13 protein-coding genes are annotated in these 13709 nt (G+C 62.8%); 2 read left to right on the top strand and 11 right to left on the bottom strand.

Translation table 11 applies throughout. From position 1 onward, the window contains the following. Positions 1-38 precede the first annotated feature (38 nt). On the top strand, positions 39-920 hold the full coding sequence (locus BLP76_RS08345; RefSeq protein WP_139163726.1) for an FkbM family methyltransferase: 882 nt from the start codon (positions 39-41) through the stop codon (positions 918-920). On the opposite strand, the gene BLP76_RS08340 is transcribed toward BLP76_RS08345, so the two are convergent. From BLP76_RS08340 to BLP76_RS18925, 11 genes are all read right to left on the bottom strand, one after another. Next, positions 887-1852, bottom strand: coding sequence for a 2-hydroxyacid dehydrogenase (locus BLP76_RS08340; RefSeq protein ID WP_092811562.1), 966 nt, complete (start codon positions 1850-1852; stop codon positions 887-889). The genes BLP76_RS08345 and BLP76_RS08340 overlap by 34 nt on opposite strands. Then, positions 1849-3477, bottom strand: coding sequence for an ABC transporter ATP-binding protein (locus tag BLP76_RS08335; protein WP_092811560.1), 1629 nt, complete (start codon positions 3475-3477; stop codon positions 1849-1851). The genes BLP76_RS08340 and BLP76_RS08335 overlap by 4 nt, the downstream gene beginning before the upstream one ends. Further along, a complete protein-coding gene (locus tag BLP76_RS08330) occupies positions 3474-3914 on the bottom strand; it encodes a type II toxin-antitoxin system VapC family toxin (protein WP_170130409.1) in 441 nt (146 codons plus the stop codon). The genes BLP76_RS08335 and BLP76_RS08330 overlap by 4 nt, the downstream gene beginning before the upstream one ends. After that, on the bottom strand, positions 3911-4147 hold the full coding sequence (locus BLP76_RS08325; protein WP_092811556.1) for a hypothetical protein: 237 nt from the start codon (positions 4145-4147) through the stop codon (positions 3911-3913). Before BLP76_RS08325 ends, BLP76_RS08330 begins: the two co-directional genes overlap by 4 nt. Positions 4148-4219: 72 nt before the next feature. Beyond that, positions 4220-4609: a type II toxin-antitoxin system VapC family toxin gene (locus tag BLP76_RS08320; protein WP_092811554.1), complete on the bottom strand. Its 390-nt coding sequence runs from the start codon at positions 4607-4609 to the stop codon at positions 4220-4222. After that, complete coding sequence (locus tag BLP76_RS08315; RefSeq protein WP_092811553.1) at positions 4606-4854, bottom strand: type II toxin-antitoxin system VapB family antitoxin; 249 nt, start codon at positions 4852-4854, stop codon at positions 4606-4608. Before BLP76_RS08315 ends, BLP76_RS08320 begins: the two co-directional genes overlap by 4 nt. Before the next feature lie 48 nt (positions 4855-4902). Then, positions 4903-6174, bottom strand: a complete 1272-nt coding sequence (locus BLP76_RS08310; RefSeq protein WP_092811551.1) for an ABC transporter permease — start codon at positions 6172-6174, stop codon at positions 4903-4905. A 3-nt stretch (positions 6175-6177) separates the two neighbouring features. After that, the gene (locus tag BLP76_RS08305; RefSeq protein ID WP_092811549.1) at positions 6178-7311 is read right to left on the bottom strand and encodes a microcin C ABC transporter permease YejB; all 1134 of its coding nucleotides are present in this window, start codon (positions 7309-7311) and stop codon (positions 6178-6180) included. 29 nt (positions 7312-7340) lie between these two features. Further along, the gene (locus tag BLP76_RS08300) at positions 7341-9227 is read right to left on the bottom strand and encodes an extracellular solute-binding protein (RefSeq protein WP_244514512.1); all 1887 of its coding nucleotides are present in this window, start codon (positions 9225-9227) and stop codon (positions 7341-7343) included. Beyond that, on the bottom strand, positions 9224-11119 hold the full coding sequence (locus BLP76_RS08295; protein ID WP_092811547.1) for an extracellular solute-binding protein: 1896 nt from the start codon (positions 11117-11119) through the stop codon (positions 9224-9226). Before BLP76_RS08295 ends, BLP76_RS08300 begins: the two co-directional genes overlap by 4 nt. Positions 11120-11289: 170 nt before the next feature. After that, on the bottom strand, positions 11290-12810 hold the full coding sequence (locus BLP76_RS18925; RefSeq protein ID WP_092811545.1) for a c-type cytochrome: 1521 nt from the start codon (positions 12808-12810) through the stop codon (positions 11290-11292). A gap of 159 nt (positions 12811-12969) precedes the next feature. On the opposite strand from BLP76_RS18925, the gene BLP76_RS08285 reads away from it, so the two are divergent. Beyond that, positions 12970-13707 (top strand): 3-deoxy-manno-octulosonate cytidylyltransferase, encoded by a 738-nt coding sequence (locus BLP76_RS08285; protein ID WP_092812065.1) that lies wholly within the window; start codon positions 12970-12972, stop codon positions 13705-13707. The last annotated feature ends 2 nt before the right edge of the window (positions 13708-13709 follow it).

The following is a 13709-nucleotide window of genomic DNA, read 5'->3' as shown; positions in this document are numbered from 1 at the left end:
AAACGTGTCCCTTCGTCGGCAAAGAATTGGCGACATCCGTGGCGTATTACTCCATGCATCTGCCTACCCGGCAATTCGGCAATGCCATTCTTTCGGTGTGCCCGCAGACGTTGCTGCGCCGGTACTACCAGTGGCATTTGAGCTTCCAGGCTCATCGGCACGGCCGCGGACGGCCCGTCGAAATCATACCTGATGCCGAACGCGTTATTATTGATGACGGCCTGCGCCGCCTCGCTTTACCGAGCCTCAACCGCGTCCCCCGCTATCGCAGCGGCATCGGGGCGCGGCTGCATCTGACGGGCGAAAAATACGCCGTCGGCAACATCTACTTCCCACGCGAAGGCGATGTCGTCATCGATATCGGCGCCAATGTCGGCGAGCTGACGCTGCTATGCGCCGATGCGGGTGCGACAATCATTGCGATCGAACCGGATCCGCGCGCCTATGCCTGCCTCGCCCAGAACGTCAGGGGGCTCGACAATGTCCGTCTCGTTTCCTGCGCGATGTGGAAGGGGCGGGAAGCTCTGAAATTGCATCTCGCCCCCGACGGCGCGACGAGCTCGCTCATCCGCCGGCCAGAGCAGAAGCGCGCTTTCGCCTCCGTCGAAGCCTGGCCTCTCGATGCTCTGCCAGCCGTTGCCGCCTTGCCTGCGATCGACTTCATGAAAGTCGATGCGGAGGGGGTGGAGCCGGAGATTCTGGCCGGAGCCGTGCGCACCCTGAAGCGGACGCGGCTCCTCGCCATCGACATGAATCCGGCGCACGGACGCGCCGGCGCCTGGGACAAGGTCGAGCGCGCCTTGGAGGTGATGGGATTTCAGATGCTCGAGCACACCGACGAAAACACCATCGTCGCCGCCAATATGGCCTTCACCCCGGCTGTGCCTCAGTACCCGGCGTCCCGGTCCACCACATACTGAAGCGGCTTGCCGGCTTTGCCACGGCGCACCTGTCGGGCGATCAGCGGCGACAGGCCATGCGGATTGGAGATCGAGGCCATATGCGGCGTGATCACGAGATTGGGCGCGTTCCACATCGGGCTGTCGGCAGGCAGAGGCTCCGTGCGGAAAACGTCGAGGCTCGCGCCGCGCAGCGTGCCTTCGCGCAAGGCCGAGAGAATATCCGCCTCGTTTTGAGACTGTCCGCGCCCGGCATTGATGAGGACCGGGCCGCCGAGCGGGCCATCCTTGCGCAGTTTCGAGATGAGCGCTCCGTCAATGATCCCGCGCGTCTGTGGCGTGTCGGGCAGAAGGCAGACGAGGATGTCCGTTTCTGCCAGAAAGGCATCGCGCTCGCCTTCACCGGCAAAGGCAGTGACGCCGGCGACGATCTTCGGGCGCCGGCTCCACCCGACCACGCGGAAGCCGAGCTGCATGAGCATCTTCGCTGACGCCGTGCCGAGCACGCCGAGCCCCATGATCCCGACCGTCACCTTGCCGGCGGGCGGCTGGTAGAGCGGCCGCCAGCGCTTTTCCTTCTGCAGTGCTGCGTAATCGGGCCCGAGGCGCACGTGATGCAGCACCTGCCAGACGACATATTCGGTCATCCGCGTGGTGAGGTCGGGGTCGACGATGCGTGCGATCGGAACATCGGGAAGGTTGGGCAGGTCGACGAGATGATCCACGCCGGCGCCGACCGAAAGAATGGCCTTGAGATTGGGCAGGCTGTCGAAAAGCTCGGGGCGCGGCTTCCAGGTGAGAAGATACTCCACCCGTTCCAAAGTCGCGGGATCGCCGGCAAAGCCGCCCTCGGGCGTCGTGGCAACGACCTCGTCTTCGGGGAGTGCGGCCTTGAGGTTTTCAAGCCAGCGGCGGGGATCCCAATCTGCGAGGGAAAGAAGAAGAGTGGTCACGTGCTGATGGCTCCCCGATAGGCGACTTCCAGATCGAAGGCGGCGGCCATCAGCGCTTTGGTATAATCGGTCTGCGGATGGTCGAAGATCTGCGCGGCAGGCCCGGCTTCCACCACCTTGCCGTCGCGCATGACGATGATCTCGTTGGCGAGTGCGCGCACCACCTTGAGGTCGTGCGAGATGAAAAGATAGGTGAGGTCGTGGCGCTTCTGCAGATCGCGCAGGAGATCGACGACCTGTGCCTGCACGCTCATGTCGAGAGCCGAGGTCGGTTCGTCGAGCATGACGAATTTCGGCTCCAGAACCATGGCGCGTGCGATGGCGATGCGCTGGCGCTGGCCACCGGAGAATTCGTGCGGATAGCGAAACCGGGTTTCCGGATCGATGCCCACTTCCGCGAGCGCCTTGACGACGCGCTGGTCGCGCTCCGACGCCTTGAGGTTCGGCTCGTGCACGGAAAGACCTTCGCCGACGATGTCGCGGATGATCATGCGCGGCGACAGCGAGCCATAGGGATCCTGGAAGACGATCTGCATATCGGCGCGAAGCGCGCGCGTGTCCTTGAAGCGTGCCGCCTGGATATCGCGCCCGAGAAAGGCGATGCGGCCGTTGGAGGAGATCAACCTGAGAAGTGCGAGCCCGAGCGTCGTCTTGCCGGAGCCGGATTCGCCGACGACACCGAGCGTTTCACCCTCGCGCACTTTGACGTCGATACCGTCGACGGCTTTGATATGGCCGACGGTGCGACGCAGGAAGCCGCGTTTGATCGGGAACCAGACCTTCAGGTCGTCGGCCTCCATGACGAAAGGCGCGTCCCGGTCCGTGGTTGGGGCCACGCCCTTAGGTTCGGCGGCGAGAAGGTGGCGTGTGTAGCTGTGCTGCGGGTTGGTGAAGATCTCTTCCGTCTGGCCGCGCTCGACGATCTCGCCATCGGTCATGACGCAGACCCGGTCCGCCACCTTGCGCACGATGCCGAGATCGTGGGTGATGAACAGGAGCGCCATGTTCTGCTCCTGCTTGAGGCGGGCGAGGAGCTCCAGGATCTGCGCCTGTACGGTGACGTCGAGCGCCGTCGTCGGTTCGTCTGCGATCAGGAGATCGGGCTCGTTGGCGAGCGCCATGGCGATCATCACGCGCTGCCGTTGGCCGCCCGAAAGCTGGTGCGGATAGGATCTGAGGCGGCTTTCCGGCTCGCGGATGCCGACCTGATGAAGAAGTTCCAGAACCCTGACCCGTGCCGCCTTGCCGCTCATGCCCCGGTGCACGTCGAGCACTTCACCAATCTGGCGCTCCACCGTGTGCAGCGGGTTGAGCGATGACATCGGCTCCTGGAAGACCATGGAGATCTTGTTGCCGCGCACCTCCCGCAAGGTGCGATCGCCGGCTTTCAGAAGCTCGCTGTCGCGGAAGAAGATTTCGCCGGAGGGATGGCTCGCCGGCGGATAGGTGAGGAGCCGCAAGACGGAAAGCGCCGTCACCGATTTGCCGGAACCCGATTCACCCACGAGCGCCACGGTCTCCTTCTCCGCAATGTCGAAAGAGACATGGCGCACCGCATGCGTCGTGCGCCCGCCTTGCGTGAAGTCGACAGAGAGATCGCGAACCGAGAGGATAGGGGAGGTCATGGCCAGACTTCCTCGATAGCGACCTCGTCGAGGCCGATACGCTTCATTGTCTCGGGCATCTTCAGCCGCTTGTCGGAGGAGACAAAGACGTTGCATGCCTCAGCCATTGCAGTCGCCACATGATTGGCGTCCGGCTGCTTATTCCCGATGGTGGCGCGGATTTCAGCGCTCCGCTTCAGGATCTCTCGGCTGACCGGCGAGGCCTGCAACCAATCCGAGGCGCCGATGATATCCTCGTACCGCTCGCTGAGGTCGGCATTGGCTGTTCTCAGTGGTCCCACGAGAAGCTCCGCCAGGGTGAGTTCGCTGGTATGAAGGGTCAGCAACCCTGCCTCCAAATGTGCAAACAAAGGCGCGAGACGCTCGTCCTCGCTCTCGACGAAACGGATGAAGAAGTTCGAATCGAGATAGGCACGCCAGCGGGCCTTGTCGCTCATTTTTCCCATTCGTCACGCAGCTCGCGGATCCGCGCGACCGCTTCCTCGATCGAGGTGTTTCGATAAGCGGCGGCTCCAAAGTGCTTGCGCCATCCACTTTTCGCCGGGACCTCACTTCCCGTATCCTCCACGATCACCCGCGCATGATGGCTCGGATCGATGTCCCCGCGGAGCTCCGGCGGCAGTTGCTCGGCCGGATAGTCTTCGACGATATGGCGCTTTCTTTCGTCCATGGCGCTCACCCTAAGGGAAAACTCTGCCCAGCGCGAAAGGGCCCCGCCGAACGGTTGTGGCCTGCATCGCGGTCAAAGTGCGGGCTCGATGTCTGTGTGAATGAAATCGTTGCCTTTGAATAGAAGGGGCTCTGCGCGAGTCTTGGCCAGAGCGTAGGCGAAGCAATCGCCGAGATTGAGGCCGGCCGGGTGGTGGCCTTTGCCGAAGAAACGATAGGCTTGGCGGGCGAGGATGCCCTGTTCGGATGTCACGCTGGCAATGTCGAGCCGAAAGGCGTCGATGATCTCGTCGAGCGCGTTGGCGTGCCGTGTGCTGCCGGTCCGGTCCACCCTTATTCCCGCCTCGACGTAGTTGACGGCTGAAATGGCCCTGGCCGATGCGGATCCGATGGCGCTCGAGAAATCTTCCGCTTCCGGCTCGCCGAAGAGGATTGCTAGCAGCGCGGAGGCATCGACGATCATTGGGGAAGCCCTCCTTCATCGTAGAGGTCGGAATGATCGCTGGTCGCGCCCGCAGGAGGCGGTCCGAGGTCATGCACGATTGTCATCACGCGCGCCACCGTCGCTTCCACATCCTGCTCGCGATCAAGCGCCACTATCTTTTCACGCAACGCCGCTTCGATCGCCTTGGTCATCGTCGTGCCGGTGCGCTGGGCAAGCTGGCGCGCCAAGCGGTGAACCTCGTCGCTCTTGATGTTCAGTCCCATAGCCGCTCTCAGGGGTAGAGAAAATTAAATATATACCTTTGCGTAGCCTTACGCAAAAGTCTTGCGCGGGTCGAAGGCGTCGCGCACCGCCTCGCCGACGAAGATGAGGAGCGAGAGCATCAGCGAGATGACGATGAAGCCGGTGATGCCGAGCCAGGGTGCCTGCAGATTGGCCTTGCCCTGCGCAAGGAGCTCGCCGAGCGACGGCGAGCCCGGCGGCATGCCGAAACCGAGAAAGTCGAGCGAGGTCAGCGTCGTGATCGAGCCGTTCAGGATGAACGGCATGAAGGTCAAGGTCGCCACCATCGCGTTCGGCAACAGGTGGCGGAACATGATGGTGAGATTGGAGACGCCGAGTGCGCGGGCCGCCTTCACATATTCGAAATTGCGCGCCCTGAGGAACTCCGCCCGGACCACGCCGACGAGTGCCACCCAGGAGAAGAGGAGAAGGATGCCGAGGAGCACCCAGAAACCCGGCGGCAGGATCGAGGAGATGATCAGGAGGAGATAAAGCGCCGGGATCGCCGTCCAGATTTCGATGAAGCGCTGGAAGAAGAGATCGACGCGCCCGCCGAAATAGCCCTGCACGGCACCGGCCGCGACGCCGACGATGGAGGAAAACACGGTGAGCACGAGCCCGAAGAGCACGGATATACGAAAGCCGTAGACGAGCCGGGCGACGACATCGCGGCCCTGATCGTCGGTGCCGAGCCAGTTCCAGTTCGACTTGTCGCAGAACCGCTCAAGCTGTTCCGTGTCGCCCGGACAGACGGAGCCCGCGATCCGCCAGGTCGGCGGTGCCGGAAAGCCGATCGGTCGCCCAAGTGCTTCCCGCAGTTCCTCGGTCGGGAAATCCCGATTGACCGTGCGATAGGAATAATGGATCGGTGGCCAGATCATCCAGCCATTGGCGTTGATCTCATCGGAGATGAACGGGTCGCGGTAGTCCGTCGTCGCCAGGAAACCGCCAAACGTCTCTTCCGGATAATCGACCAGGATCGGGTAATAGAGCTCGCCCTTGTAGGAGAGCACGATCGGCTTGTCGTTGACGAGCACTTCGGCGATCAGCGACAGGCCGAAGAGGAAGAGGAAGAGCCACAAAGACCAGAAGCCGCGGCGGTTCTTCTTGAAATTGTCCCAGCGCCGCTTGTTGATCGGCGACAGGGTGAAAAGCCGGCGCCCGGGGGCTGCTTCCTGGCCGGGGAGCGGCGTGGGTGCTGCCGGCTCACCGGGATCCGGTGCATGCGGCGGCGCGGGCGTCGCCGGCCCGTCTGTCCCCGGTGCGTCCGCCTTCTTTTTCGGATCGGTCTCTGCCTCCATCGCTCAGACCTCCCGGCTCTCAAAATCGATCCGAGGATCGATCCAGGTGTAGGTGAGGTCGGAGACGAGCTGCACGATGAGGCCCATCAGCGAGAAGATGTAGAGCGTCGCGAAAACGACTGGATAGTCGCGGTTGATGACGCTCTCGAATGAGAGGAGCCCGAGCCCGTCGAGCGAGAAGATCGTTTCGATCAGGAGCGAGCCGGCGAAGAAGGCCGAGACGAAGGCCGCCGGAAAGCCCGAAATCACGATCAGCATGGCATTGCGGAAGACATGGCCGTAGAGCACCTGGCGTTCCGTCAGGCCTTTCGCCCGCGCCGTCACGACATATTGCTTGCGGATCTCGTCGAGGAACGAATTCTTCGTGAGAAGGGTCGTCGTGGCGAAGGCCGCAAGCGCCATCGAAATGAGCGGCAACGCCAGATGCCAGAAATAATCGACGAGCGCCTCCGGGTCGGTGATCCATTCCCAAAAGCCCATGCGCGCATATTGCTCAGACCAGAGGCCACGCAGCGGAAACCAGTCGAAGAAGGAGCCGCCGGCGAAGAACACGATCAGGAAGATGGCGAAGAGGAAGCCTGGCACCGCATAGGCGATGATGACGACGGCTGAGGTCCACACATCGAATACCGAGCCGTCGCTGACCGCCTTGCGGATCCCGAGCGGGATGGAGATGGCGTAGGAGAGAAGCGTCATCCAAAGCCCGAGCGAGATCGAGACGGGCAGCTTTTCTTTGATGAGGTCGATGACGGAGATGTCGCGGAAATAGCTCTCGCCGAAATCGAAGCGGGCATAGTTCCACAGCATCAGGCCGAAGCGGGTGAGCGGCGGCTTGTCGAAGCCGAATTGCTTTTCAAGCTGGCGGATGAACTCCGGGTCGAGCCCCTGGGCGCCTCGATATTTCGAGGTGATGGCGGCATCCGAGCCGCTTTGATTGGTGTTGCCGGCGGCGGAGAAATCGCCGCCGCTCGAGCCGCCGATACGCGCCGTCGCCGAGACGTCGGTGCCCTGGATCTGCGCGATCACGCGCTCCACGGGCCCGCCCGGGGCAAACTGCACGACGACGAAGCTGATCGCCATGATCCCGAGGATGGTCGGGATCATCAACAAGAGGCGTCTCAGGATATAGGCTGCCAATCCGTCTCCGTCGGCTCGTCGGTCTCAGCTCAGCCGGCCACGCCGATTCGCTTGGCCTTCTCGTCGTCGTACCACCAGGTGGTCTCGAAAGGAAAATTGTAGTCCGGCTTTGTCTCGGGGCGAGAGAACATGTCCCAGCGCGCCACGCGATGTGCATCCTGGTACCATTGCGGCACGACGAAATAATGGGCGCGCAAGATCCGGTCGAGTGCCCGCAAAATGTTGCGGTGGGTGTCGCGGTCGTTGGCCACGAGCGCCTGATCGATAAGGGCGTCGACCGCTTTGAGGTGAATGCCCGCATAATTGCGCGAGCCCGGCAGATCCGCAGAGGCGCTGCCATAGGATGCGCGCAGCGATTCCAGGGGCGTGGGCGTGGAGCGCAACCGCAGCCCGAGAACGTCGAAATTGAACTCCGAGGCGCGTGCCTGGTATTGCGCCGAATCGACAGGGCGGATCGATGCGTCGACGCCGAGGCGGCGGAGCGAATCGACGAATTTCCCAAGGACGCGTTCAGACACCGGGTCGTTCTGAATGAGGAATTCGACCGAGAGGACGTCGCCCTGATTGTTAATGAGCTGACCGCCGTTGCGGCTCCAGCCGGCCTGCCGAAGAAGCTCGTCCGCCCTGCGGAGATTGTCTCGGTCGACGCCTGAGCCATCCGAGGTCGGCGGTACCACCGCGGGCCCGAAGACCTCCTCCGGCAACTCGTCCCGGAAAGGTTCAAGGAGCGCAAGTTCCGCATCCGAAGGCTCGCCTTCCGCGGCATAGACGGATTTTTCAAACCAGGACGCCGTGCGGCGATAGGAATCGTAGAAGAGATTGGTGTTGAGCCATTCGAAATCGAAGGCGAGACCGATCGCCTGGCGCGTCGCCGGATCGGCGAATTTCCCGCGGCGGGTGTTGAAATACCACGCCTGGAAGTCCGGAAGCCTTTCGTCGGGCATCAATTCCGTCGCCACCTTGCCGCTCACGACAGCCGGAAAGTCGTACTCGGTCGCCCAACTCTTTGAGGAGAATTCCTCACGGAAGGTCACGGCGCCCTTCTTGAAGGCCTCGAATCCCGCCTGACGGTCGCGGAAGAATTCGAGCCGGATCACGTCGAAATTGTGAAAGCCGCGATTGATGGGAAGATCCTTGGCCCAGTAATCCTCCACCCGCCGATACTCGATGAAGCGCCCCTGCTGCAGCTCGCCCACCTCATAGGGGCCGGAACCGAGAGGCGCGTCGAGCGTCGACGCATCGAATGCGCGGCCTTGATACCAGGCGCGCGAGAATATCGGCAGCTGCGCGACGACGAGCTTCAGTTCCGGAGAATGCTTACCCGACAGTTTGACGATGACATCGTGCTCGCCGTCCGCCTCGACAGAAACCATTTCCTTCAACGGCAGAAGCAGGTCCGGATGGCCCTTCTCCTTCAGGATATTCATCGAATAGACGACGTCGTCGGCGACGAGCGGCGTACCATCGTTGAAACGGGCTTCCGGGCGAAGACGAAAATGCAGCGTGAGACCGTCTTCGGAGACCTCGACGCTTTCCGCCACCAGACCGTAACAGGCGTCCGGCTCGTCGGAGGCCCACTTCATCAGGCTGTCGAAGGTGAGCTCCATGAGCGGCGGGGCGTCGCCGCGGATGACGAAAGAGGAGAGCGTGTTGAAGGTGAGAAAGCTCTGATTGTAGTAGGCCTGGCTCGGCACCATGACGAGCCGGCCGCCGCGCGGCGCCTCCGGATTGACGTAGTCCAGATGCGCAAAATCGGCGCCGTATTTGAGATCGCCGAAGAGCGACATTCCGTGGCGGGGGCCTGCGGGCGTCGCGGCATGGGCCGCTTCGGCGAACCCTGACGCGCCGATCAGCTTCGGCACAATCGCAAGCGATGCAGCGCCGAAAAGAGCGCCGCGGCGGGTGAATGAAATCACTCTGCCATCCTCAATTTCTTTTCTTTTTCAGGGTCGATCCACCAGGAGTAGACGTCGACGCCCGCATACGAGGGCTGCTTGTCCGGGATGCCGAACTTGTTCCAATATGCGAGCCAGATTTTCGGCAGGTTCCACTGTGGCACCATGTAGTAGTTCCACAGGAGCACGCGGTCGAGGGCGCGTGTCGCCGCGACCAGGCTCTTGCGATCCGACGCGTAGACGATGTCGTTGATGAGCTCGTCGACTGCCTCGTTTTTGATCCCGGCCGCGTTGCGGCTGCCGCGCTGATCTGCGGCATAAGAGCCCCAATATTCGCGCTGTTCGTTGCCCGGCGACTGCGATTGTCCGAAGACCCCGGCGATGACGTCGTAATCGAAATCGTCGGTCAGCGCCTGATATTGGGCCGCATCGACGATGCGGATAGACGTATCGATGCCGAGCCGGCGCAGCGTGTTGGCATAAGGTGAGAAGATCTTCTCGTCGTTCGGGTCGTTGCCGAGAAACTGGATGGTGAAGCGCTCGCCCGTCTCCTTGTTGAAGAGACCGCCGTCGCGCTGCTCCCAGCCGGCCTCACGCAGGAGCTTGACCGCCTCGCGCAGATGGTCGCGCATCGCCTCGCGGCTGTCGAAGACGGGAAGCTTGAACTCTTCGGAGAAGACCTCGGGCGGAACCTTGTCGCGCACCTTTTCGAGATATTCGAGTTCCTGGCCTTCCGGCAGCCCGGTTTCTTCGAGCTCAGTTCCCTCAAAATAGCTGTCGGTTCGGCTATAGAGCCCGAAGAACAGGTTCTTGTTGAGGCTCTCGAAATCGAAGGCGAGCGTCAGGGCGTGGCGCACGCGCCGGTCGGCAAACTTGTCGCGGCGGGTGTTGAGCACATAAGCCTGCATGGGCTCGCCCGATGTCGTCTGAAATTCTTCCTTCTTGACGTCGCCGCGCTCTACGGCAGGAAAATCATAGCTCTGAGCCCAGCGCTGGGCGCGGTTTTCCGCTCGGAAGTCGTAGATGCCGCCTTTGGTGAACGCTTCCCAGACCGCATTGGCGTCGCGGAAATACTCGTAGCGGATCTCGTCGAAATTGTAGCGGCCGACCCGCAGGGGATGATCCTTGCCCCAGTAATCCGGCACGCGCTCCCAGACCACGCTGCGCCCGGGGATGAAGGATTTGATCCGGTAGGGGCCGGAGGAGAGCGGCGGCTCCAAGGTCGGCTGCGTGATATCGCGCTTGTTGCCGTTCTTGTCGGTGCCCGTCCACCAATGCTTCGGCACGATGACAAGATCGCCCATGATGTTGGGGAGTTCGCGATTGCCCTTCTGGTCGAAGGTGAACGTGACCTCGCGCTCGCCGGTGATCTCGGCTTTGACGACGTTGTGGTAGTACTGATTGTACTGCGGGTTGATCTCTTTGAGCGTATTGAAGGACCAGACCACGTCCTCCGCCGTGATCGGCTCGCCGTCATGCCAGCGCGCCTTCGGATTGAGCCGGAAGGTCGCCGAGGAATAATCTTCCGGATAGCTCATCGCCTCGGCGATGAGCGCGTAGCTGGTGCTCGGTTCTTCTTCGGACGGCTCCATCAGGCTGTCGTAGCCGATGCCGCCGCGCGCATTGACGATGGAGCCGAGACCCGCCGCAACGGTGCCGCGAATGATGAAGGGATTGAGGCTGTCGAAGGTGCCGATCGCGACCTGGTTGAGCGTGCCGCCCTTCGGCGCATCGACATTGACGTAATCGTAATGGGGGAAATCCGGCCCGTATTTCGGCTCATGGATCAGCGACGTCGCATGGCGCCAAGTCTTCTCGTCGCGCGGCTGGCCCGCATCCTGCGCCTGGGCGCTCACAAAGCCGCTGAGCGCGAGCAGGCAGACGAGAGAAAGCTGGAGGAAGCGTGCTGTCATGAAAGAGACCGGATCTCGCTGTGTCGAAACATCATGATAAACGCCGACGGATCGCGTTTCACCCGCCGAGACGCGACCTGACGAAAATTTAACCCGTTGTTTCGTCAGACAAAAGAACGCCGCGGCAAAGCCGCGGCGTCAACAGGGTCATTTTGTCCGGCTGCAAGGGCTCATTGCCCGGGCAACGGTGCTGGATTGTCCGAGAGCGTGCGCAGATAGGCGAGCAGCGCTGCGCGGTCCTCGTCCTTCTTGACGCCGGCGAAGATCATCTTCGTTCCCGGCACCACGCCGCGCGGATCGGCGAGGTAGGTGTCGAGGTGGTTGTAGGTCCAGGTCCCGATCTCCTGCGCATGCTTCTTCATCGCATCGGTGTACTTGAAGCCTTCATGCGCCGCGGCCTGGCGGTTGACGATCTCCCAGAGGTTCGGGCCGATCCGGTTGGCGCCGCCCTTGTCGAAGGTATGGCAGGCGCGGCACTGCGCGGCGACCTTCTCGCCAGCCTCCGGCGAGGCATCGGCGATCATGGCGACCGTGGGGCTCGGCGGCTCCTGATTCCCGGCAGGCGCCTGCGCCTGCTGCTGACCCTCGGCCGGCTGCTGGTTCTGAGCCTGTTGCTGCGCCTGCCCCTGCTGCTGAGCGGCGTTCTCATCGAGATCGCGGCTTTCCTGATGGCGCGAGGTCTCGGCGGCCTGTTCGCCGCCGCCCTTGGCCGTCTGCGCGCCTTCCGCCGTTGCGGCGGCCGGTTGGTTGCCCGTCGGCGGCTGCTGGGCGTCGGTGGTTCCCGAAGCGAGGCCCTGAGCCGTCGAAGGCCCGGGCGTTGCGGGGCTTGCCGGCTGTGCCTGGTCGGGAGCCTGTTGCGCGTTCTCCGGCTGCGGTGCTGCCTGCTGGCCTGATTGCTCACCCTGGGCCTGCTCACCTTGAGCCTGCTCTTGGCCGGCATCGCCGCCCGGCACGTCCGAGGCGCCCTGTTCGGTTGCCGATTGGGCCGTCTCTTCCATGACTTCGCCTTCCGGAGCGGCCGTCCCGCCACCTGTGGCGGCTGCGGGCTCCGGCGTCTCTTCCGGCGTCGCCTCGGTCTGCGCTCCTCCAGCTTCGCCTTCAGATGCGGCGGCTTCGTCGCCGCGTTCGGCCGGCGCGGCTTCCGGCTCGGGCAAAGGCAGAGGATCGTCGGAGAGCGTGTGCAGATAGGCGACGACGTTGGCGCGGTCCTGATCGTCCTTGATGCCGGCGAAATTCATCGCCGTTCCGGGCACCACGTCCTTCGGATTGGTCAGGTAATTGTCGAGATGTTCAAACGTCCATTCGCCTTCGGTCTTGGCGAATTCCTTCATGGCGTCGGTGTAGCTGAAGCCTTCCTCCGACGCGACGGGACGTCCGACGACGTCCCAGAGAAGCGGACCGATCTTGTTGCCTTCGCCCTTCTGGAAATTGTGGCAGGCCACGCATTGCTTGGCGGTGCGCTGTCCGGCATCCGTGTCGGCATTGGCAAGGCGAACCGGCAGAGGTTCCGGGCCTGCGGGCTCGGCAGCCGTGTCGCCGCCGCTGCTCTCTTCGGCTGTCGCGATGACGTAGCCGGGCTCGTCCAGTTCTGGCGATTCAAACAGCATATCTCCGAGAACAGACAGGCCGAAGGCGACCAGCAGCGTCCCCAGGATCGCCATTGCGTAGGTGTTCCAGGCGGGCGAATGCATTGAAATCTCTACTCCGCTTTATTGGCCGGGCTGCAAATAGGGCGCACCACACCCGGGAGGCAAGGTTGAGAGCGTCGAAGCTCTCGGTTTGACGGTTCCATCGCGGGCGTATAAGCCCGCCGCCGAAGTTCCTTTCCAGTGTATCTCGATGAATTTTCGATGAATCCTCTCATCGTTATCCCGGCACGGCTTGCCGCCACGCGGCTGCCGGAAAAACCACTCGCCGATATCGCCGGCCGTCCGATGATCGCCCATGTCGTGGATCGTGGGCGCGAGGCCGGGCTCGGCCCCGTCGTCGTGGCGACCGACGAGAAGCGCATCGCCGAGGCGGCCGAAGCGGCCGGTGCGGTCGCCATCATGACGCGCGGTGACCACCCCTCGGGCTCCGACCGCATCGCCGAAGCGCTCGAGACGTTCGACCCGGAAGGCCGACACGATGTCGTCGTCAATATGCAGGGCGATCTTCCGACCCTCGATCCGGCCACACTCGTCGCGGCTCTCAGACCTATCGAGGACGAGGACGTGGCGATTTCGACACTCACGGCCGAGATGTCGGAGGACGGTGAGCGGACGAACCCCAATGTCGTCAAAGTCGTCGGCACGCCGGTCGCGGCAGATCGGCTGCGTGCGCTTTATTTCACCCGCGCGACGGCGCCGTATGGGGAAGGACCGCTGTTTCATCACATCGGACTTTATGTCTATCGGCGCGCCGCTCTGCAACGTTTCGTCGCATTGCCGCCGGGCATTTTGGAACGCCGCGAAAAATTGGAGCAGCTGCGGGCGCTCGAAAACGGCATGCGCATCGATGCCATGATCGTCGAGACCGTCCCGCTCGGCGTCGACACGATGGCGGATCTGGAGCGCGCACGCACCATCCTTGCAGGAGAAGCGGAATGAAC

It is taken from the genome of Afifella marina DSM 2698 (genome assembly GCF_900102695.1).
Classification (GTDB): domain Bacteria; phylum Pseudomonadota; class Alphaproteobacteria; order Rhizobiales; family Afifellaceae; genus Afifella; species Afifella marina.
This window is presented reverse-complemented; position numbering and strand designations above follow the sequence as displayed.